General features: G+C 70.0%; 17 protein-coding genes. 10 read left to right on the forward strand and 7 right to left on the reverse strand.

Features of this window, described 5'->3' with window-relative positions; all coding sequences use genetic code 11:
- Nucleotides 1-378 precede the first annotated feature (378 nt).
- The 7 genes from ccrA to pssA all read left to right on the forward strand — a co-directional run bounded on the left by ccrA (nt 379) and on the right by pssA (nt 8169).
- Nucleotides 379-1716 (forward strand): crotonyl-CoA carboxylase/reductase, encoded by a 1338-nt coding sequence (ccrA, locus tag ACNYS0_RS09730; RefSeq protein ID WP_422472354.1) that lies wholly within the window; start codon nt 379-381, stop codon nt 1714-1716.
- A 32-nt stretch (nt 1717-1748) separates the two neighbouring features.
- Nucleotides 1749-3797, forward strand: coding sequence for a protein meaA (locus ACNYS0_RS09735; protein WP_422472356.1), 2049 nt, complete (start codon nt 1749-1751; stop codon nt 3795-3797).
- Complete coding sequence (locus ACNYS0_RS09740; protein WP_266715415.1) at nt 3794-4756, forward strand: HpcH/HpaI aldolase/citrate lyase family protein; 963 nt, start codon at nt 3794-3796, stop codon at nt 4754-4756. The genes ACNYS0_RS09735 and ACNYS0_RS09740 overlap by 4 nt, the downstream gene beginning before the upstream one ends.
- Nucleotides 4757-4762: 6 nt before the next feature.
- The gene (locus tag ACNYS0_RS09745; protein ID WP_422472358.1) at nt 4763-5275 is read left to right on the forward strand and encodes a MaoC family dehydratase; all 513 of its coding nucleotides are present in this window, start codon (nt 4763-4765) and stop codon (nt 5273-5275) included.
- A 2-nt stretch (nt 5276-5277) separates the two neighbouring features.
- On the forward strand, nt 5278-6483 hold the full coding sequence (locus tag ACNYS0_RS09750; protein ID WP_422472360.1) for an acyl-CoA dehydrogenase family protein: 1206 nt from the start codon (nt 5278-5280) through the stop codon (nt 6481-6483).
- A gap of 194 nt (nt 6484-6677) precedes the next feature.
- A complete protein-coding gene (locus tag ACNYS0_RS09755; RefSeq protein ID WP_422414765.1) occupies nt 6678-7334 on the forward strand; it encodes a phosphatidylserine decarboxylase in 657 nt (218 codons plus the stop codon).
- A gap of 52 nt (nt 7335-7386) precedes the next feature.
- A complete protein-coding gene (pssA, locus tag ACNYS0_RS09760; RefSeq protein WP_422482553.1) occupies nt 7387-8169 on the forward strand; it encodes a CDP-diacylglycerol--serine O-phosphatidyltransferase in 783 nt (260 codons plus the stop codon).
- A gap of 165 nt (nt 8170-8334) precedes the next feature.
- Here the strand turns inward: pssA and ACNYS0_RS09765 are convergent, their stop codons facing one another.
- Complete coding sequence (locus tag ACNYS0_RS09765; protein WP_422472362.1) at nt 8335-10119, reverse strand: ABC transporter ATP-binding protein; 1785 nt, start codon at nt 10117-10119, stop codon at nt 8335-8337.
- Nucleotides 10120-10270: 151 nt separating this feature from the next.
- Here ACNYS0_RS09765 and ACNYS0_RS09770 point away from each other — a divergent pair, with 151 nt between their 5' ends.
- On the forward strand, nt 10271-10639 hold the full coding sequence (locus tag ACNYS0_RS09770; RefSeq protein WP_422472364.1) for a PaaX family transcriptional regulator C-terminal domain-containing protein: 369 nt from the start codon (nt 10271-10273) through the stop codon (nt 10637-10639).
- On the opposite strand, the gene ACNYS0_RS09775 is transcribed toward ACNYS0_RS09770, so the two are convergent.
- The 5 genes from ACNYS0_RS09775 to ACNYS0_RS09795 are packed head-to-tail and all read right to left on the reverse strand — an operon-like array spanning nt 10588 to nt 15490.
- Entirely contained in the window at nt 10588-11862 is a 1275-nt protein-coding gene (locus tag ACNYS0_RS09775) for an ABC transporter substrate-binding protein (RefSeq protein WP_422472366.1), read from the reverse strand. The genes ACNYS0_RS09770 and ACNYS0_RS09775 overlap by 52 nt on opposite strands.
- The gene (locus ACNYS0_RS09780) at nt 11859-12983 is read right to left on the reverse strand and encodes a branched-chain amino acid ABC transporter permease (RefSeq protein WP_422472368.1); all 1125 of its coding nucleotides are present in this window, start codon (nt 12981-12983) and stop codon (nt 11859-11861) included. Before ACNYS0_RS09780 ends, ACNYS0_RS09775 begins: the two co-directional genes overlap by 4 nt.
- Nucleotides 12976-13875, reverse strand: coding sequence for a branched-chain amino acid ABC transporter permease (locus tag ACNYS0_RS09785; protein WP_422472370.1), 900 nt, complete (start codon nt 13873-13875; stop codon nt 12976-12978). Before ACNYS0_RS09785 ends, ACNYS0_RS09780 begins: the two co-directional genes overlap by 8 nt.
- Entirely contained in the window at nt 13872-14663 is a 792-nt protein-coding gene (locus ACNYS0_RS09790) for an ABC transporter ATP-binding protein (protein WP_422472372.1), read from the reverse strand. Before ACNYS0_RS09790 ends, ACNYS0_RS09785 begins: the two co-directional genes overlap by 4 nt.
- Entirely contained in the window at nt 14660-15490 is an 831-nt protein-coding gene (locus ACNYS0_RS09795) for an ABC transporter ATP-binding protein (protein WP_422472374.1), read from the reverse strand. The genes ACNYS0_RS09790 and ACNYS0_RS09795 overlap by 4 nt, the downstream gene beginning before the upstream one ends.
- A 236-nt stretch (nt 15491-15726) precedes the next feature.
- Between ACNYS0_RS09795 and ACNYS0_RS09800 the strand changes: the two genes are divergently transcribed.
- Nucleotides 15727-16923 carry an RsbRD N-terminal domain-containing protein gene (locus ACNYS0_RS09800; RefSeq protein WP_422472376.1) on the forward strand — a complete coding sequence of 399 codons (1197 nt, stop codon included), beginning with the start codon at nt 15727-15729 and terminating at the stop codon, nt 16921-16923.
- Nucleotides 16924-17126: 203 nt separating this feature from the next.
- On the opposite strand, the gene ACNYS0_RS09805 is transcribed toward ACNYS0_RS09800, so the two are convergent.
- Entirely contained in the window at nt 17127-18248 is a 1122-nt protein-coding gene (locus ACNYS0_RS09805; RefSeq protein WP_422482555.1) for a glycerate kinase, read from the reverse strand.
- 218 nt (nt 18249-18466) lie between these two features.
- Between ACNYS0_RS09805 and ACNYS0_RS09810 the strand changes: the two genes are divergently transcribed.
- Nucleotides 18467-19552 carry an ADP-ribosylglycohydrolase family protein gene (locus tag ACNYS0_RS09810; protein WP_422472378.1) on the forward strand — a complete coding sequence of 362 codons (1086 nt, stop codon included), beginning with the start codon at nt 18467-18469 and terminating at the stop codon, nt 19550-19552.
- Nucleotides 19553-19650: the final 98 nt, after the last annotated feature.

Genomic DNA, 19650 nt, shown 5'->3' on the forward strand with positions numbered 1-19650 from the left:
CGATCGATCATCGATCCTTTCCATGTCCGGGAACCCGCCCCTGACCTCGCCTGATCGATCATCGCTCACTTGAGGCCAGAAAATTCACCTGAGCGAAATTGATGGCACGCAGTGCCTTGTGCGTTGTCACGCTGTGCCATACGTTGAAGGTGTCCGGGCGGCCGGCGCACAGAGAACTTCCGTGCGAGGGCTGTCCCCGCGAACCGCGAACGACCGTGGTTCGTGCGCCCGGGCGCCTGCGTCACAGGCAACCTTCCGCGCCACACCAAGCGCTGCCACTGCACCACCCCCGCCGAACCGACGGCACACCCTCAAAAACCCTCAGCAGCCACACCCGACTCAGCGTTTCCCTCAACGCTCAACGCCGGAGGCACCACCGTGAAGGACATCCTGGACGCGATTCAGTCGCAGACCGCCACGTCTGCCGACTTCGCCGCCCTGCCGCTCCCCGACTCGTACCGCGCGATCACCGTGCACAAGGACGAGGCGGAGATGTTCGCCGGGCTCGACAGCCGCGAGAAGGACCCGCGCAAGTCGATCCACCTGGACGACGTGCCGGTTCCCGAACTCGGCCCGGGCGAGGCCTTGGTGGCCGTGATGGCCTCCTCGGTCAACTACAACTCCGTGTGGACCTCGATCTTCGAGCCGGTGTCCACCTTCAGCTTCCTGGAGCGCTACGGCCGGCTCAGCGAACTCACCAAGCGCCACGACCTGCCGTACCACGTCATCGGCTCCGACCTCGCGGGCGTCGTGCTGCGCACCGGCCCCGGCGTCAACGCCTGGCACGCGGGCGACGAGGTCGTCGCGCACTGCCTCTCCGTCGAGCTGGAGTCGAGCGACGGCCACAACGACACGATGCTCGACCCCGAGCAGCGCATCTGGGGCTTCGAGACGAACTTCGGCGGACTCGCCGAGATCGCGCTCGTCAAGTCCAACCAGCTGATGCCGAAGCCGGACCACCTCAGCTGGGAGGAGGCCGCCGCTCCCGGCCTCGTGAACTCCACCGCGTACCGCCAGCTCGTGTCCCGCAACGGCGCCGGCATGAAGCAGGGCGACAACGTCCTCATCTGGGGCGCGTCGGGCGGACTCGGCTCGTACGCCACGCAGTTCGCGCTCGCCGGTGGCGCCAACCCCATCTGCGTCGTCTCCAGCGAGCAGAAGGCCGACATCTGCCGGGCCATGGGCGCCGAGGCGATCATCGACCGCAGCGCCGAGGGCTACAAGTTCTGGAAGGACGAGCGCACCCAGGACCCGAAGGAGTGGAAGCGCTTCGGCAAGCGCATCCGCGAGTTCACCGGCGGCGAGGACATCGACATCGTCTTCGAGCACCCCGGCCGCGAGACCTTCGGCGCCAGTGTGTACGTGACGCGCAAGGGCGGCACGATCACCACCTGCGCCTCCACCTCCGGCTACATGCACGAGTACGACAACCGCTACCTGTGGATGTCACTGAAGCGCATCATCGGCTCGCACTTCGCCAACTACCGCGAGGCGTGGGAGGCCAACCGCCTGATCTCCAAGGGCAAGATCCACCCGACGCTGTCGAAGACGTACGCGCTCGAGGACACCGGCCAGGCCGCCTACGACGTGCACCGCAACCTCCACCAGGGCAAGGTCGGCGTCCTCGCGCTCGCCCCCGAGGAGGGCCTCGGCGTGCGCGACCACGAGAAGCGGGCGCAGCACATCGACGCCATCAACCGGTTCCGGAACGTCTGAGACCTTCTGAACTCCCGTAGGAGACAGTGCAGATGACTGAGCGCCAGAAGGACCGGCCGTGGCTCATGCGCACGTACGCCGGCCACTCCACGGCCGAGGCGTCCAACGAGCTGTACCGCCGCAACCTCGCCAAGGGGCAGACGGGCCTGTCGGTCGCCTTCGACCTGCCGACCCAGACCGGGTACGACCCCGACCACATCCTCGCGCGAGGTGAGGTCGGCCGCGTCGGCGTCCCGGTGTCCCACCTCGGTGACATGCGGCGGCTGTTCCAGGACATCCCCCTGGAGCAGATGAACACCTCGATGACGATCAACGCCACCGCCATGTGGACCCTGGCGCTCTACCAGGTGGTCGCGGAGGAGCAGGGCGCGGACCTCGCCGCGCTCCAGGGCACGACGCAGAACGACATCGTCAAGGAGTACCTGTCGCGGGGCACCCATGTGTTCCCGCCGGGGCCCTCGCTCCGCCTGACCACCGACATGATCGCGTACACGGTGGCGAACATGCCGAAGTGGAACCCGATCAACATTTGCAGCTACCACCTCCAGGAGGCGGGGGCCACTCCGGTCCAGGAGATCGCCTACGCGATGTCCACCGCCATCGCTGTTCTCGATGCCGTACGCGACTCAGGGCAGGTCCCCGCCGAGAAGTTCGGGGACGTCGTGGCCCGCATCTCCTTCTTCGTGAACGCGGGAGTCCGCTTCATCGAGGAGATGTGCAAGATGCGGGCGTTCGGGCGGATCTGGGACCAGATCACGCGCGAGCGGTACGGCATCGAGAACGCGAAGCAGCGCCGCTTCCGGTACGGGGTGCAGGTCAACTCGCTCGGCCTGACCGAGGCCCAGCCGGAGAACAACGTCCAGCGGATCGTCCTCGAAATGCTGGCCGTGACCCTCAGCAAGGACGCGCGCGCCCGCGCCGTCCAACTCCCCGCCTGGAACGAGGCGTTGGGCCTCCCGAGGCCCTGGGACCAGCAGTGGTCCCTGCGCATCCAGCAGGTCCTCGCCCACGAGAGCGACCTGTTGGAGTACGAGGACATCTTCGCGGGCTCGCACGTCATCGAGAAGAAGGTCGACGAGCTGGTCGCCGAGTCCTTCGCCGAGATCGACCGGATCCAGGAGATGGGCGGCGCGCTGGCCGCCGTCGAGTCCGGCTACCTCAAGTCGCAACTCGTCTCCTCGCACGCCGAGCGCCGGGCCAAGATCGAGGCCGGTGAGGAGAAGATCGTCGGCGTCAACTGCTACGAGGGCACCGAGCCGAACCCGCTCACCGCCGACCTGGACACCGCGATCATGACGGTGGACCACGACGTCGAGGCCAGGGTCGTGGCGGCCATCGGCGAGTGGCGCACGACCCGTGAGGAGTCGACCGACCGTCAGGGCATGGGCGATCCGTTCCTCTACCCGACCAGCCGGCAGGCGCTGGAGCGCCTCAAGGAGGCCGCGGCGGGTACGGAGAACCTCATGGAGGCCACCCTCGAATGCGCCCGCGCCGGGGTCACGACCGGCGAGTGGGCGGCGGCCCTGCGCGAGGTGTTCGGCGAGTTCCGCGCCCCCACGGGCGTCTCGTCGGCGCCGGTCGCGGTCGCGGCCGAGGAGGGCACCCCGCTCGCCGAGGTCCGCGAGAAGGTCCGCCGCACCGGCGAGGAACTGGGCGGCAAGCTCCGCCTGCTGGTCGGCAAGCCGGGCCTGGACGGACACTCCAACGGCGCCGAGCAGATCGCCGTACGGGCCCGCGACGCCGGGTTCGAGGTGGTCTACCAGGGCATCCGGCTCACGCCCGAACAGATCGTCTCCGCGGCTCTCGCCGAGGACGTGCACTGCGTCGGCCTGTCGATCCTGTCCGGATCGCACGCCGAGCTGGTGCCCGACGTGCTCGCCCGCCTGCGCGAGGCGGGCGCCACCGACATCCCCGTGATCGTCGGCGGCATCATCCCCAATGCCGACGCCGAGGACCTGAAGCGGGCGGGTGTGGCCGCCGTCTTCACCCCCAAGGACTTCGGCATCACGGAGATCATCGGCCGTATCGTCGACGAGATCCGCACAGCGAACCACCTCGACCCACTGGAGGTCCCCGCATGACCCAGGTCAACCGCCTTCGCCCGCGCCGTTCGTGTCTGGCCGTACCCGGCTCGAACCCGCGCTTCCTGGAGAAGGCCCAGGGCCTCGACGCCGACCAGGTCTTCCTCGACCTGGAGGACGCCTGCGCCCCGCTCGCCAAGCCCGAGGCGCGGCACACCATCGTCAAGTTCCTCAACGAGGGCGACTGGACGGGCAAGACGCGCGTCGTGCGGGTCAACGACTGGACGACCGAGTGGACGTACCGGGACGTCGTGACCGTCGTCGAGGGCGCCGGCCAGAACCTCGACTGCATCATGCTGCCGAAGGTGCAGAACGCCGAGCAGGTCGTCGCGCTCGACCTCCTGCTCACGCAGATCGAGAAGACGATGGGCTTCGAGGTCGGCAAGATCGGCATCGAGGCGCAGATCGAGAACGCGCAGGGCCTCAACAACGTCAACGCGATCGCCGAGGCCTCGCCGCGCACCGAGACCATCATCTTCGGCCCGGCCGACTTCATGGCCTCCATCAACATGAAGTCCCTGGTCGTCGGCGAGCAGCCGCCCGGCTACGGCGCCGACGCGTACCACTACATCCTGATGAAGATCCTGATGGCGGCCCGCGCCAACGACCTCCAGGCGATCGACGGCCCGTACCTCCAGATCAAGAACGTCGACGGCTTCCGCGAGGTCGCGGGGCGTGCCGCGGCCCTCGGCTTCGACGGCAAGTGGGTGCTGCACCCCGGCCAGGTCGAGGCCGCCAACGAGGTCTTCTCGCCGTCCCAGGAGGACTACGACCACGCCGAGCTGATCCTGGACGCGTACGACTACTGCACGTCCGAGGCCGGCGGCAAGAAGGGCTCCGCGATGCTCGGCGACGAGATGATCGACGAGGCCAGCCGGAAGATGGCGCTCGTCATCTCCGGGAAGGGACGCGCGGCCGGCATGCAGCGCACGTCCAAGTTCGAGATCCCGGAGGCGTAGCGACTCATGCAGTTCGGCCGCACTTACGAAGAGTTCACCGTCGGGGACGTCTACAAGCACTGGCCCGGAAAGACGGTCACCGAGTACGACGACCATCTCTTCTGTCTTCTGACGATGAACCACCACCCGCTCCACATGGACACGAACTATGCGGAGAAGACGACGGACTTCGGCAAGAACGTCGTCGTCGGGAACTACATCTACTCGCTGCTCCTCGGGATGTCCGTGCCGGACGTGTCGGGCAAGGCGATCGCCAATCTGGAGATCGAGTCGCTCAAGCACGTGGCGCCGACCTTCCACGGCGACACCATCTACGGCGAGACGACGGTCCTGGACAAGACCCCGTCCAAGTCGAAGTCGGACCGTGGAATCGTCTACGTGGAGACCAAGGGCTACAAGCAGGACGGCACGCTCGTCTGCGTCTTCCGCCGCAAGGTGATGGTGCCCACCGAGACGTACATCAAGGAGCGCGGCGGCGAGCAGCCCGGCCGCCCCTCTCTCAAGTCGCAGGAGAAGTAGCCATGAGCCGACTCGCGCAGACCCACGGCCTGACCGATGTGCAGCAGGAAATCCTCTCCACGGTCAGAGACTTCGTCGACAAAGAGATCATCCCGGTCGCGACCGAACTCGAGCACCGCGACGAGTACCCGCAACAGATCGTCGACGGGCTCAAGGAGTTGGGCCTGTTCGGGCTGATGATTCCCGAGGAGTACGGGGGTCTGGGCGAGTCACTGCTCACCTATGCGCTGTGCGTGGAGGAGATCGCGCGCGGCTGGATGTCGGTCTCCGGCATCATCAACACCCACTTCATCGTCGCCTACATGCTCAAGCAGCACGGCACGCAGGAGCAGAAGGACCACTTCCTGCCCCGCATGGCCCTGGGCGAGGTGCGCGGCGCATTCTCCATGTCCGAACCGGGACTTGGCTCCGACGTGTCGGCCATCACGTCAAAGGCGGTTAAGGACGGCGACAGTTACGTTCTGAACGGCCAGAAGATGTGGCTGACGAACGGCGGTTCGTCAACGCTTGTGGCGGTTCTCACGCGAAGTGATGAAGGTCACCCGGAGGGCTCCGCGCCGCACAAGTCGATGACGACGTTCCTCGTGGAGAAGGAACCGGGCTTCGGTGAAGTCCGTCCGGGCCTGACGATCCCCGGGAAGATCGACAAGATGGGTTACAAGGGCGTCGACACGACCGAACTCATCATGGATGACCTGCGCATTCCGGCCAATCGCGTACTGGGCGGGGAGACCGGCCGGGGCTTTTACCAAATGATGGACGGGGTGGAAGTCGGCCGCGTGAATGTCGCGGCGCGTGGCTGCGGCGTCGCACAGCGTGCATTTGAGCTGGGTGTCGATTACGCGCAGCAACGGCACACTTTCGGAAAGCCCATCGCGCAGCACCAGGCGATCCAGTTCAAGTTGGCCGAGATGGCCACCAAGGTCGAGGCCGCCCATGCGATGATGGTCAATGCAGCACGCAAAAAGGACTCCGGGGAGCGAAACGACCTCGAAGCAGGGATGGCCAAGTACCTGGCCTCCGAATACTGCAAGGAAGTCGTGGAGGACGCGTTCCGGATCCACGGCGGCTACGGCTTCTCCAAGGAGTACGAGATCGAGCGCCTCTACCGCGAGGCACCGATGCTGTTGATCGGCGAAGGTACCGCCGAGATCCAGAAAATGATCATTGGTCGTCGACTCCTCGAGGAGTATCGATCCCAAGGCTGATCCTGGGCCAGATGTCCGTTTACGGGGTGTTTCTTCGCGAAGAAGATCACACCCCGTAGGCGCGCTCCGGGGGATGCCTGTCGTCCGATGTGGCTTCCTGGCTTGCCCAGTTGTGGCTCGCAACCGATAGCATCCCCGGAAAAGCCGCCGTCCCCCCGTAAACTGCGCGGCCTCATCCGCTACGAAGGTCATCCATGCCCCACAGCCAAATCTCTGCACCACGCGACGGCGTCCTCAAGGGACGTCTTGCGCGCGGAGCCTCGCCGTGGCTTCTCCCGACCGTCGCCACGGCTGCTCTCAGCCTGGCGCGCTCGCGTCGCTCCAAGAAGGCAGCAGCACTCGCCGTCCCGACCACCGCTCTGGCGGCCGGCATGCTGTGGTTCTTCCGCGACCCCGAGCGCGAGATCGCCGATGGCCGGGTCATCTCCCCGGCCGACGGTGTGGTGCAGAGCATCATGCCGTGGAAGGACGGGCGTACCCGCGTCGCGATCTTCATGAGCCCGCTGAACGTGCACGTGAACCGCGCGCCGCTCGCCGGCACGGTCACCTCGGTCGAGCACATCCCCGGTGGTTTCGTTCCTGCCTTCAACAAGGAGAGCGAGAACAACGAGCGGGTGGTGTGGCACTTCGACACCGAGCTCGGTGACATCGAGATGGTCCAGATCGCCGGCGCCGTCGCCCGCCGCATCGTGCCGTACATCCCCCAGGGCACGAAGGTCGAGCAGGGCGAGCGGATCGGCCTGATCCGCTTCGGTTCGCGTGTCGACATCTACCTCCCCGAGGGCGTCGAGACCGACGTCGAGGTCGGCCAGAAGACGGTGGCTGGGGTGACCCGAATTGACCGTGACTGACCACGAGACCCCGGCCTGGGCGGACGACGACCTGGCGGACGACGCGGAAGAGATGCCGCTGTCGCTCCGGCTGTCGATAGCGGACACCCTGACGCTGGGCAACGCCACGTGCGGCTTCATGGCCGTCTACTTCACGACGACCGGGATCCTGATCCCGCACATCCAGGGCAGCGCGGACTCCGGCATGGCGCGGCACTCCGCCGCGACGGCCGTGATCCTGATGCTCGCCGCCGCGATCTTCGACCTGTTCGACGGTCTGGTGGCGCGCAAGCTGCGGTCCTCGCCGATGGGCGCGGAGCTGGACAACCTGTCCGACCTGATCAGCTTCGGGTTGGCTCCTGCTTACTTCGTGCTGGTCTACGGCATGGTCGCCGACGACGCGCACCAGAGAGTCGCCGCGGTGGGTGCCATCGTGGTGCTGCTGGCGGTGGTGCTGCGGCTTGCGCGGTTCTCGTGCGTGACCGTGAAGGACGGCACGTTCCAGGGGATGCCGTCGCCGTTCGGCGCGCTGACCGTCGTCTCGATCGTGCTCCTGGAGCTGCCCTTCGTGGCGACGCTCCTCGCGATCATCGGTACGGCGTGGCTCATGGTCAGCCGGGTCGAGTACCCGAAGCCGCGGGGGCGGCTCGCGGTCGCGATGCTGGGCTGGATCGTGGTGAGCATGGCCATGCTGGCGGCCTGGGCGTTCGACGCGCCCGGTGGGCAGCTGCTGCTGGCGATGGGCTGCACGCTCCAGGTCGTGCTCGGCGCCGTGATCCCGCTGTTCGCGACGGCGCGGCGTGTGAACAATTTCCGGGGCAACCGGCGTGAGGCGCGTGCGGCGCAGCTGCCGTAGCCCGGCGGAACGTGTGAGTGGTGGGCCCGAGCCTTTTGGCTCGGGCCCACCGCTTTTTGTGCGTGTCACCGGCGCCGTGGTTGCGCTCTCGGGGCTCCGCCCCGGACCCCGCTCCTCAATCGCCGGAGGGGCTTGATTTGGTCACCCACAGAGGGCTTGAACGGCTCAGGCCGCCTCCTCCAGGAAGCCGCCCGATTGGTGTTGCCAGAGTTTGGCGTAGGTGCCGTGGGCGGCCAGGAGCTCGGTGTGGCTGCCCTGCTCCACGATGCGGCCGTGGTCCAGGACGACCAGGCTGTCCATGCCCGCCACCGTACTCAGGCGGTGGGCGACCACCAGCGCCGTGCGGCCCTCCATGAGACGCCAGAGGGCCTCCTGCACGAGCAGCTCGCTCTCCGAGTCGAGCGCACTGGTCGCCTCGTCCAGGAGCAGGATCGGCGCGTCCCGCAGGATCGCGCGGGCGAGCGCGACCCGCTGGCGCTGGCCGCCGGAGAGCTTGATGCCGCGCTCCCCGACCATCGTGTCGAAGCCCTCCGGCAGGGTGTCGGCGAATTCGGTGACGTGCGCCGCCTCCGCCGCCCGCCTGACCTCCGCCGCGCTCGCCCCCGGCCGGGCGAAGGCGATGTTCTCGCTCAGGCTGCGGTGGAACATGGCCGGTTCCTGGGGGACGTACGCGATCAGGGACCGCAGGTCGGCCTGGCGGAGTCGGGAGATGTCCTGGCCGTCGATGAGGATGCGGCCGCCGTCGATGTCCATCATCCGCAGGAGGAGGCGGGTGAGGGTGGTCTTGCCGCCGCCCGAGCGGCCGACCAGGCCGAGCCTGGTGCCGCCGGGCACGGTCAGGTCGAGCCCCGTGAACAACGGCTCCGCGCCGGCGTGCGTGTACGCGACCCGCTCGAAGCGGACCGCGGCGGCCGAGGTCTTCTGCGGCTCCTCGGGCTCGGCCGGGTCGAGCACCGTCGGCTTGTCCCGCAGCAGCTCCGTGAACTGGGCCGCCTCCGTCATGGCGCGCTCCAGACGCCGGTAGATCTGGTTGAACTCGAACATGATCCGCGTCGCGTTGGTGAAGTACGTGAACGCGACGACGATCGCCTCGACGCCCCGGCCGTTGCCCGCGAGGGTGACCGCGAGGAGCAGTCCGAGGGCGTTGGTCAGCACGGAGAGCGGGGCGACGAGGGTGTCCACGCGCAGATTCCCGTAGTCCCAGGCGCGCAGTATGTGGCCGCGGGCGTCCGCGACCCGCTCCCGGTGCTCGGCGGCCTCGCGCTCCTCGGCGGCGAAGGCACGGACCGTCTCCATGTTCATCAGGCTGTCGGCGACGTGCCCCGACATGTGGGTGAAGGCCGCCTCGCGCGCGTTGACGAGCTTCTGGCGGCGGCGGATCAGGGGCCGCACGCACAGGCCGGTGATCGCGATCATCGCCAGGAGCACGACGACGAGCCACGGCTCGTAGCGCCACAGCACCACCGATCCGAAGATGATCGGCACGAAGCTGGCCATCACGTTGAAGATCAGTACGTCGGCGAACTCCTCGAAGCGGGCGGCGAAGCTCAGGACGCGCTTGGTGAGCGCGCCGGCGAAGTTGTCGTGGAAGAACGTGGCGTCCTTCGCGTACAGCTCGTCCATGCCGATCACGTAGAGACGTGAGATGGCACGCGCCTCGAGCCGGTTGATGCAATGGAATCCGATGCGCCACAGCGCCTCGGCGGCCAGGAGCACACCGGCGAAGGCGAGGACGTACGGCAGCAGTGCGTGAGTGCCGCGCTCGCCGCCGTCGGCGAGGTGGCCGACGAGCTTGGCGACGACGAGCGGCGCGAGGTAGAAGATGCCGATGTTGCCGAGCGCGGGCAGCAGCATCGCGGGGATCGCGAACCGGCGTGCGTCGGCCAGTTCACGTCCGTAGTAGCGGAGTGCGAGCAGTACCGAGCCGCGACTCGGTGGCACTTCGCGCAATGAGGTCAATCCGATCCCGTCCCTTGGGTGTTGGAGGGTGTGGGCTTCCGGCCGCGGTGGGGGCCGGGAATCGGAGTGTCCCGTGACGGAGGGTGGTCGGTCCACACGTTTTCGGAGTCATGGCATGCGTATCGGCCGGGTCGGGCAAGTCATGTCAGGCGCCGTGCAGGCCCGTGCCGGGAAGGAGGACGACGACGAACTCGTACGCCAGACGTGGGAGTTGAGTGACGTACGGCGCGCTCATGAGGAGTTCCTGGCGCGGTTCGGGGACCGTGTCGGGCAGGTGCGGGGGCCGGAGGCCGCGTTCGTCGCGCGGACGCGGCTCGTGCACGCCTGGCGGTCCACGTTCGAGCGCGATCCACGACTGCCCGACACGCTGCTTCCGCACGACTGGCCGGGCCGCGCCGCGACCCGGCTGTTCGTCGACGCGTGGCGGGCGCTGCGGGCGCCCGCCGACGCGTACTGGCGTCAACTCACCTGCGGCGTGAAGCCCTTGGCCTCCTCCGACTCGGACGGCTGACGCACGACCTTCATGCCGCCGACCGCCGACTTGTCGGGCCGAAGGATCACCGATCCGTGCGAGGACGGGGCCTTGGGGTCGGAGAAGTCCTGGGTGACGCCGAAGCCGTTCTCGAAGTCGCTCAGCGACAGCAGCGCCTTGTCGACACCCTCGCGCGTGAGGTCCTTGCTCTCGCAGGCCTTCTTCAGGGCCTCTCCGAAGACGGCCGCCGCGGTCCAGCCCGCGACGACGCCGTTGTCGAGCGCGTCCTTCGGATAGGCCTTCTTGTAGTCGGCGACCAGCTTCTTCGCCTCCGGGGTGTCCGCGCCGATGGGCAGCGAGGGCGAGGCTACCCAGTAGTTCTTCAGCAGCGCCGGGGCCGCCTGGGTGCCGAGCAGCTGCGGCGAGTACGCCGAGTTGTTGCCGATGATCGGCGCGTTCAGCTTCGCCGCCGCCGCGACGCCGACGAGGGAAGCCGCCTGGCGCGGACCCGCACTGATCACGACGCCCTTGACTCCGGCCTTCTTCAGGGCGGCGACCTGGGCGGTCATGTCGTTGTCGGTCGGCTTGATCTTCTGCTCGACGACGGTGAGCCCGGCCTCCTTCGCCATGTACGTCGAGCCCTGGAGCGCGTTCTCGCCGTAGTCGCCCTCGAAGTAGACGTGGCCGAGCTTGTCGCCCTTCTTCAGGCCCTTCTCCTTCATCAGGAAGTCGATCGCGTTGATCGTCTCGATGTCGTACGTCGAGCCGATGACACGCACGTACTTACTGCCGAGCAGATGGGCCGACCAGGCCTGCGGAAGGACTACCGCCTTGTCCTGGCCGTCGATGCGCTGCTTGACGGCGGCGACGAACGGCGAGCCGAGGAACTGCGGGAAGCCGAGCACGTCGGGCGCCAGTTCCGTGTAGGCGGCGACGGCCTTCTGCGGGTCGTAGCCGTGGTCGCGCACGGTCAGCTTGGCCTTGTAGCCGCAGGCTCCGCCCGCTGCGTTGAACTGCTTCACGTACAGCTGCTGGGCCTGCGTGACGGACTTGCCGAGCGTCGCGTAGACGCCGGTCATGTCGGTGAGGACGCCGAGGTTGATGGTCTTGCCGGTGATGCCCTTGCCGGTCTTGACGCCGCCCGCGCTCTGCTTGTCGCCGTCGTCGTCCTTGGCCTTGGAGCTGCACGCGGCGGTCAGCGCGAGCAGGGTGGCGACAGCGGTCACCGTGAGCGCGCGGGTGCGGCCGTTCCTTGGGTTCATGCGTCCTCCTGAGGGTGTTTTCTGGCTCGCTGGGCGGTCAGCCGCACAAGTCCGCCGGGTAGGAAAAGGACGACCGCCACGACGGCGGCGCCGTACAGATAGCGGGACGCCTCGCCGGGGGCCACGCCGCCGGTGCCGGGCGCGGAGACGAGGGGCAGGGCGTCGCTGTACCGGGTGAGCAGTTGCGGCAGCAGCGAGACGAAGGCGGCGCCGACGACGGCGCCCGCCACCGAGCCGAGGCCGCCGATGACGATCATGGCGAGGTATTCGAGGGAGAGCGTGATGCCGAAGTAGTCGGGCACGGTGCGCTGGAAGACCAGGGCGAGCAGGACGCCCGCGAGCCCCGCGTACATCGACGAGAGCACGAAGACGAAGCCGCGGTAGCGGGCGACCGGCACGCCGAGCACCCCGGCCGCGATGCGGTGGTCGCGGATCGCGTTGAGGGCACGCCCGGGCCGTCCGCGCAGCACGCCGCGGGCGAAGAGACCGCAGCCGAGCGTGAGCAGCAGGCCGAGGTACCAGAGCTTCTCGGAGGCACCGAACGGGACGCCGGCGACGGCGAGTTCACTCTCGTCGAAGGTGAGGCCGAACAGGCTCATGGCGGGTACGTCGCGTCCGTTGGCGCCGCCGGTCAGGTCCTCGGCGTTGAACAGGACGTGCTGCCCGATGAAGATCAGCGCGAGGGTCGCGATGCCGAGGTACGCGCCCTTGAGACGGCCCGCGATGGGGCTGAACAGGCCGCCCGCGAGGCCCGCGACGAGCACCGCGAGCACGGCGGCGAGCCACGGCGGGAGCCCGAGCCCGTCGAGCGCCTGCCCCCGCTCCCCCGCGAACACGCAGTACCCGTAGGCGCCGACGGCGAGGAAGAAGGCGTGTCCCATGGAGAGTTGGCCGGTGGCGCCGGTCAGCAGGTTGAGACCGATGGCACCGATGGCGGCGGCCATGGCGAACAGTCCGGCTTGCAGCCAGAAGCGTTCCAGGTAGAACGGCAGGGCGAGCAGCAGCAGGGCGCAGGCCGCGATGACGTACGTACGGCGGCGCGACAGGAGCGCGCGCAGTGACCTGCCGTACGTTGAACGGGACTTGGCGGGTGGGGCATCCGAGGCGAGTACGTCAGACACGGGCGAGCTCCTTCGTCCCGAAGAGCCCCGAGGGCCGCAGCAGCAGGATCACGGTCATCACGAGATAGGGCGCGAGATCGCCGAGTCCGCGACCCATGAAGGCGAGTTCGCTCTGGTAGCCCGCGGCGAGGGACTCGGTGACGCCGACGATCAGCCCGCCGACGAGCGCGCCGGTCGTGGAGTCGAGGCCGCCGAGGATCGCGGCGGGGAAGGCCTTGAGCGCGGCCAGCGACGTGGCCCGTTCGAGGCCCGGCGTCGGGAACACGGTCAGGAACAGCGCGGCGACGGCCGCGAGCCCGCCCGCCACGGCCCACGCGCCGAGCGACACCCGCCCGAGCCGCACGCCCATCAGCGCGGCGGTCTCGCTGCTCTCGGCGGCGGCGCGCATCGCGACGCCCCACGAGGTGTAGCGGAACGTAAGCAGGAACGCGGTGATGAGCAGGGCCGCGGCGGCGAGCGCGGCGATCCGGGTGTGCGCGATCGACACCCCGCCGACGGTGAGCACGGCGTCGCCCCACGGGTCGCCCATGGCGAGCACGTCGGTGCCGAGGCGGCGGGTGAGTTCGGTGGTCAAAAGGATGTCGACGCCGATGGTGACGATGGCGAGGACGCTGTGGTCGCGCCCCCGGTAGCGCCGCATCACGAGGAACTCGACGGCGGCGCCGACGACGGCCGCGGCCGCGATGCCGACGCCGACCGCGGGCCAGAACCCGAGGTCGTCGTGGAGCGACGCGATGACGTAGCCGCCGGCGAGCAGCAGCGAGGCGTGGGCGAAGTTGACGACCTCGGTGGCCCGGAAGATGACGACGAAGCCGAGGGCGATGAGGGCGTAGACGGAGCCCATCGAGACGCCGTTGATGAGGAGTTCGAGGAACGTCGAGAATTCGTTCATGCGGTGGCCTCCGGCTCTTCGGGGGCGCCCAGGTACGCCTGGACCACCGCCGGGTCGTTCTGCACCCGCTCCGGGGGCCCGCCCGCGATGCGGCGGCCGAAGTCGAGGACCGTCACCTCGTCGGCGAGCCGCATGACGACGCCCATGTCGTGCTCGACCAGGACGATGGAGATGCCGAGGCTGTCGCGGACGCCCGCGATGACGGCGGCGGTGCGGCGGCGTTCGTCGGCGGTCATGCCGGCGACGGGTTCGTCGAGGAGGAGGATCTTGGGCTCCATGCACAGGGCGCGGGCCAGTTCGGCGAGCTTCTGCGCGCCGTACGGCAACGAGCCGGTGGGTGTGGTCAGTTGATCGGCGATGCCGACGAACTCGGCGATCTCCGATACCCGTTCGCGGTGTGCGCGCTCCTCGCGGGCCGCCGACGGCAGCCGCAGGCCCGCCGCGACGAAGCCCGCCCGGGTCAGCCGGTGCCGGCCGAGCAGCAGGCTGTCGGCGACGGTGGTGTGCGGCGGCAGCGCGAGGTTCTGGAAGGTGCGGGCGACGCCGAGTTCGGCGATGCGGTGCGGGGGCAGCCCGGTGAGTTCCTGCTCGCCGAGGTGGACGGTGCCGGAGGTGGCCCGGTAGACGCCGGAGAGGACGTTGAAGGTGGTGGACTTGCCCGCGCCGTTCGGACCGATGACGGCGTGCACGGTGCCCGGTTCGACGGTCAGGCCGATGGCGTCGAGGGCCGTGAGGCCGGCGAACCGTACGGTCAGGTCCCTGACGTACAGGGGCGGTACGTCGGTCATCGCGCGCCTCCCCAACGGCTCAGCGTCGGCGCGTGCGCGGCCCCGCCGGTCGCGGCGGCGGCGTCCGAGGCGGCCGTCTCGTCGACCACGCCCAGGTAGCGGCGGCGCACCTCGTCGGAGCCCGCGAGTTCCTCGGCGCGGCCGTGCAGGGTGATCTCGCCGACCTCCAGGACGTACGCGTGCGAGGCGAGCCGCAGGGCGAGCGCCGCGTTCTGCTCGACGAGGAGCACGGAAACACCCTGGGCGTTGATCTCGCGGATCGTGTCCGCGATCCGGGCGGCCATCAGCGGGGCGAGGCCCAGCGACGGTTCGTCCAGGAGCAGCAGTTTCGGCGCGGCCATCAGGGCGCGGCCCACGGCGAGCATCTGCTGCTCGCCGCCGGACAGCAGCCCGGCCCGCTGCTGCGCCCGGTCGGCGAGCACGGGGAACAGCTCGTGCACGCGCCGCAGCGCCGCCGCCTTGTCGGCCCGCGAACCGTGCGAGCCGAGCGCGCCGGCCCGCAGATTGTCCGCGACGGTCATCCGCGCGAACACCCGCCGCCCCTCCGGTACTTGGCAGACCCCGGCGGCCACCACGCGGTCGGCGGACAGGCTGCCGATCGGCCGCCCGCCGAAGTCCACGGTGCCGGACGTCACCGCCCCGCCGTGGAAGCCGAGGGTGCGCGAGACGGCGCGCAGCAGCGTCGTCTTGCCCGCGCCGTTGCCGCCGAGCACGGCGACGACGGAGCCCGCCGGCACCTCCAGGGTCACGCCGCGCAGCGCGCGGACGGGCCCGTAGCCGACGGACACGTCGTCGACGACGAGCCCTGGTTCGTTTGCCTTGCTCACATCGGTCACTGTGTGCGTCCCTCCCTGGACCGGTGGCGCTCACGACAGCACCGCGCGGACGGCCCGTCCACGGGCGGCCCGGGAATCGCTGCGCGGGCCCAGCGCCCGCCCGCCCCGGTTGTGCCCGCGCACAAGACCGCGTGTCAGGGGCCTGCCGGTGACGCGGGGCGGGTGGCATCCTCCGCACAAGCGGGTGAGCTCTTTGCCGTCGCTTTACGGCTCGTTGGGGAGGGGCGATGGGCACACGCAAGCACCGCACGGGCCAGGACTGGCAGTTGCTCAAGGAGGCATGCGGCACGCTGCTCGACCGGGTGCCGGAGCTCGTCGACGAGCACCTGCGGCAGCTCTTCGCGTTCTCGGACGTCTACGCGCGCGTGCTGCCGTACGACGACCAGTGGCGGGAGGCCGAGCAGGCGATGCGGATCGGCATCGAGACGATCTCGGCGCCCCGCGACTCGCCGCGCAGGGACCTGGAGTACGCGGAGGACGCCGGTCGGCGCAGGGCGGGCCAGGGCCTGCCGCTCGACCTCCTGATCCACGCCTATCGCAACGCGGGCTATCTGGTCTGGGACGCGCTGATGGAGAGCGCGGGCGGCGAACCGGCCCGCCTGAAGGCGCTGATGCGGTCGGCGACGATGGTGTGGGCGGCGGTGGACGCGCAGGCCGAGGCGGCCTCCGAGGCGTACCGGGCAACGGAGTTGGAGCTGCGCCGCCGCACCGACGAGCAGACCCAGGCGCTGCTCGACGCGCTCCTGGACGGCCGTCCGGCGCCGGGCCTCGCGGCGCGCGCGGCGGCGGGCCTCGATCTGCCCGAGCACGGCCCGTACGCGGTCGTCGTGCTCCGAGTGGAGCGGCAGGGCGGGCGCGAGGCGTTCCACCGGCGGCTCCAGGACGAGCGGTTCCGGTTCGTGTGGCGGATGCGGGCGGACTGCGAGGTGGGCGTCGCGGCGCTCGGGGCGGGCCGCACGCTGGACGATCTGGCGGCGCTGCTCGACGGCCGCTGTCCGGGCCCCGGCGGGGTCAGCCCCGTGGTCAAGGGCCTCGCCGAACTCGGGCACGCCCGCCGCCTCGCCGAACTCGCGCTGCGTACCTGCCCTCCGGACACGACGGGCGTGGTCCGCCTGGACGAGCGGATGCCGACGGCCCTGGTGGTGAGCCAGCCGGACCTGGCGCAGCGCCTGGTGGCGGGCGTCTTCGGCGGGCTCCTGTCGCTCGAACCGGCCGACCGTGCCGTCCTGTTGGAGACGCTGGACGCGTGGCTGGCGTGCGAGGGCTCGGCGGGGCGGGCGGCGGGCCGCCTGTACTGCCACCGCAACACGGTCTTCAACCGCCTGCGCAGGCTGGAGCAGTTGACGTCGCGTTCGCTGTCGCGGCCACGGGATCTGATGGAGATGACACTGGCCCTTGACGCGTACCGGCTGTCGCCGGGGTGAGGGACCGCTCGCGGGGCGGCGAGGCGCGCTCCCTGCCCCACGCCACGGGGCTCCGCCCCGGACCCCGCGCCTCAATCGCCGGCGGGGCTTGAAAGACCCCGCCGGCCCTCGTCCGAGAGCAGGGCTCGAAGATCCGGGCTCCGCCCCGGACGCCGCTGCTCAAACGCCGCAGGGGCTCAACGAGTCCCGCCCCCCCCCCCGCCTCAGCGCAGGAAGTCCTCCCCGATGCGCTCCGCCACGTCCTCCAGGATCGGCCCCGCCTCGGCGATGCAGCGCGCCACGTCCGGCTCCACGTCGGTGAGCGCGTACGCGCGACGGATACCGGCCCGGCCCAGCACCTCAGGCGCCAGCGCGAGGCGTCCGCACACGGCGACGACCTCGACGCCCGCCGCCCGCGCCGCCGCGGCGACGCCCGCCGGGGCCTTGCCGTGCAGTGTCTGCTCGTCCAGCGAGCCCTCACCGGTGATCACGAGCTCGGCCCGCTCAAGGGCGGGCGCGAAGCCGAGCACGTCGAGCATGACCTCGATGCCGGGCCTGAAGCTCGCGCCGAGCCCGACGAGCGCCCCGTACCCGATGCCGCCCGCGGCGCCCGCGCCCGGAGACTCCGCGTACTCGAGCGCCTTCGGCCCGATCGACTCGGAGAGCACCTTCGCGAAGTGGGCGAGCGCGGTGTCCAGCTCCGCGATGTCGTCCGGAGTGGCGCCCTTCTGCGGCCCGTAGATCGCGGGCGCGCCCTTCGGGCCTGTGAGCGGGTTGTCGACGTCGCTCGCCAGGACGAGTTCGACGTCGGCGAGGCGCGCGTCGAGCCCGGACAGATCGGCCGAGGCGAGATCCGCGAGGGCCCCGCCGCCCGGTCCGACCGGCTTGCCGTCCGCGTCCAGGAGCCGCGCGCCGAGCGCGGACAGCATGCCCGCGCCGCCGTCCGTCGTGGCGCTGCCGCCCACGCCGAACACGATCGAGCGCGCCCCCGCGTCGAGCGCGGCGGTGATCACCTCGCCGGACCCGTACGTCGTCGCCGTCAGCGGCGCGAACCCGCCCTCGGGCAGCAGCTGGAGGCCGGAGGCCTCCGCCATCTCCACGACGGCCGTGCCCTCGCGCAGCGCGTACGCGGCGACGACCGGCTCGCCGAGCGGCCCCGTCACCGGGACCTCGCGGCGCTCGAACCCGGCCGCGACCGCGGCCGCCACCGTCCCGTCGCCGCCGTCCGCGACCGGCACGGACTCCACCGTGACCTCGGGCGCGACCCGGTGCAGACCCGCCGTCACACGCTGTGCGACCTGCACCGCGGTGAGCGAGCCCTTGAACTTGTCCGCCGCGATCAACACGTGCCGCGCGGTGTGTGCAGCGTCCGCCACCTTGCTCTCCCCTTGCTGTTGCGCCTTGCTCGAGGCAAGGCAGTCGCGCCGCTGCGACCTTAACCGCAGGAGGGGTCCGCTGCCCATGGTCGTCCGGTCCCCGGACCGGCGATCGCGGCCGGAATATTCGCACAAAGAGCCGCAAACCCGCACGACCGTTGATCTTCAAAAGCGGGTACACCGGTCTCATGACGCCAACCGGCCCCCGGGTCACCGACCTCACCGAACGCGCCCTCTCCGACCGTGTGCTCGGCGGCTGGCTCGGCCGGATCGCAGGCAACATGCTCGGCAAGCCGGTCGAGCAGGGCGAGGTGTGGACGCGCGAGCGCATCGACCGGTATCTGCGGCAGGCCGAGGCCCTGCCGCTGACCGACTACCTGCCCGAGCCGCCGTCGGACGAGGTGGCGTCGGCGCTGCGTCCCGAGTGGCGCCAGTGCGTGCGCGGGCGCATCCACGGCAGCTGCCGCGACGACGACGTGGACTACGCGGTGCTCGGCCTGCACCTCCTGGAGACCCACGGCTTCGCGTTCACGACGGAGCAGGTCGGCGAGCTGTGGCTGCTGCGCCTGCCCTACCTCCAGACGTTCACGGCGGAGCGCTCCGCCTACCGCAATCTCGCGAACGGCCTCAAACCCCCGCTCACGGCGACGTACGACAACCCGTACCAGGAGTGGATCGGCGCCCTGATCCGCGCGGACGTCTTCGGCTGGACCAGTCCGGGCGCCCCGCGCCGCGCCGCCTCCCTGGCCCGTCGCGACGCGGTCCTCTCGCACACCGGGAACGGCGTCTACGGCGCGATGTGGGCCGCCGCCCTGATCTCCGCCGCCTTCACCGCGCCGACCCCGCGCGCCGCCCTCGACGCCGCGCTCTGCGTGATCCCCGCGAGCAGCCGCCTGGCCCGCGTCGTACGCCGCACGGCCTCCCTGCACGACTCGCGGCTGACCTGGGAGGAGACCCTGTCCACGGTCGCCAAGGAGACGGCGGGCCTCGGCTGGATCCACACCGTCCCGAACGCCGCCGTGATCACCGCGGGGCTGCTGTACGGCGACGGGGACTTCACCCGCACCGTGGCGCTGACGGTCCGGGGCGGCCTGGACACGGACTCCAACGGCGCGACGGCCGGTTCGTTCGCGGGGGTGCTGTGCGGAGCCGCCGCGATCCCTCCGCAGTGGACCGAGCCCCTGGAGGACCGGCTCCGCAGCGCGGTCTTCGGCTTCGACGGCGCCCGCATCAGCGAACTCGCGGCGCGGACCGCGGGGTTGGCGAAGCACTGAGGCCGGTGCCATCCTTTCCGTCCGCGATCCTCTACGCTCCTCACGTCTACGCGCGTTGACATCTCCTGTGGCGGGGAGGGATGTTTCCGTGGACAGTT

Source organism: Streptomyces anthophorae (genome assembly GCF_049310305.1).
GTDB lineage: Bacteria > Actinomycetota > Actinomycetes > Streptomycetales > Streptomycetaceae > Streptomyces.

What these genes read in the sequence shown, in the direction of transcription:
- ACNYS0_RS09775 (WP_422472366.1), bottom strand. Translation starts at nt 11,862, where the DNA reads ATGAACCCAAGGAACGGCCGCACCCGCGCGCTCACGGTGACCGCTGTC.
- ACNYS0_RS09745 (WP_422472358.1), top strand. Translation starts at nt 4,763, where the DNA reads ATGCAGTTCGGCCGCACTTACGAAGAGTTCACCGTCGGGGACGTCTAC.
- ACNYS0_RS09770 (WP_422472364.1), top strand. Translation starts at nt 10,271, where the DNA reads ATGTCAGGCGCCGTGCAGGCCCGTGCCGGGAAGGAGGACGACGACGAA.
- ACNYS0_RS09810 (WP_422472378.1), top strand. Translation starts at nt 18,467, where the DNA reads ATGACGCCAACCGGCCCCCGGGTCACCGACCTCACCGAACGCGCCCTC.
- ACNYS0_RS09735 (WP_422472356.1), top strand. Translation starts at nt 1,749, where the DNA reads ATGACTGAGCGCCAGAAGGACCGGCCGTGGCTCATGCGCACGTACGCC.
- ACNYS0_RS09790 (WP_422472372.1), bottom strand. Translation starts at nt 14,663, where the DNA reads ATGACCGACGTACCGCCCCTGTACGTCAGGGACCTGACCGTACGGTTC.
- ACNYS0_RS09785 (WP_422472370.1), bottom strand. Translation starts at nt 13,875, where the DNA reads ATGAACGAATTCTCGACGTTCCTCGAACTCCTCATCAACGGCGTCTCG.
- ACNYS0_RS09800 (WP_422472376.1), top strand. Translation starts at nt 15,727, where the DNA reads ATGGGCACACGCAAGCACCGCACGGGCCAGGACTGGCAGTTGCTCAAG.
- pssA (WP_422482553.1), top strand. Translation starts at nt 7,387, where the DNA reads ATGCCGCTGTCGCTCCGGCTGTCGATAGCGGACACCCTGACGCTGGGC.
- ACNYS0_RS09755 (WP_422414765.1), top strand. Translation starts at nt 6,678, where the DNA reads ATGCCCCACAGCCAAATCTCTGCACCACGCGACGGCGTCCTCAAGGGA.
- ACNYS0_RS09740 (WP_266715415.1), top strand. Translation starts at nt 3,794, where the DNA reads ATGACCCAGGTCAACCGCCTTCGCCCGCGCCGTTCGTGTCTGGCCGTA.
- ACNYS0_RS09750 (WP_422472360.1), top strand. Translation starts at nt 5,278, where the DNA reads ATGAGCCGACTCGCGCAGACCCACGGCCTGACCGATGTGCAGCAGGAA.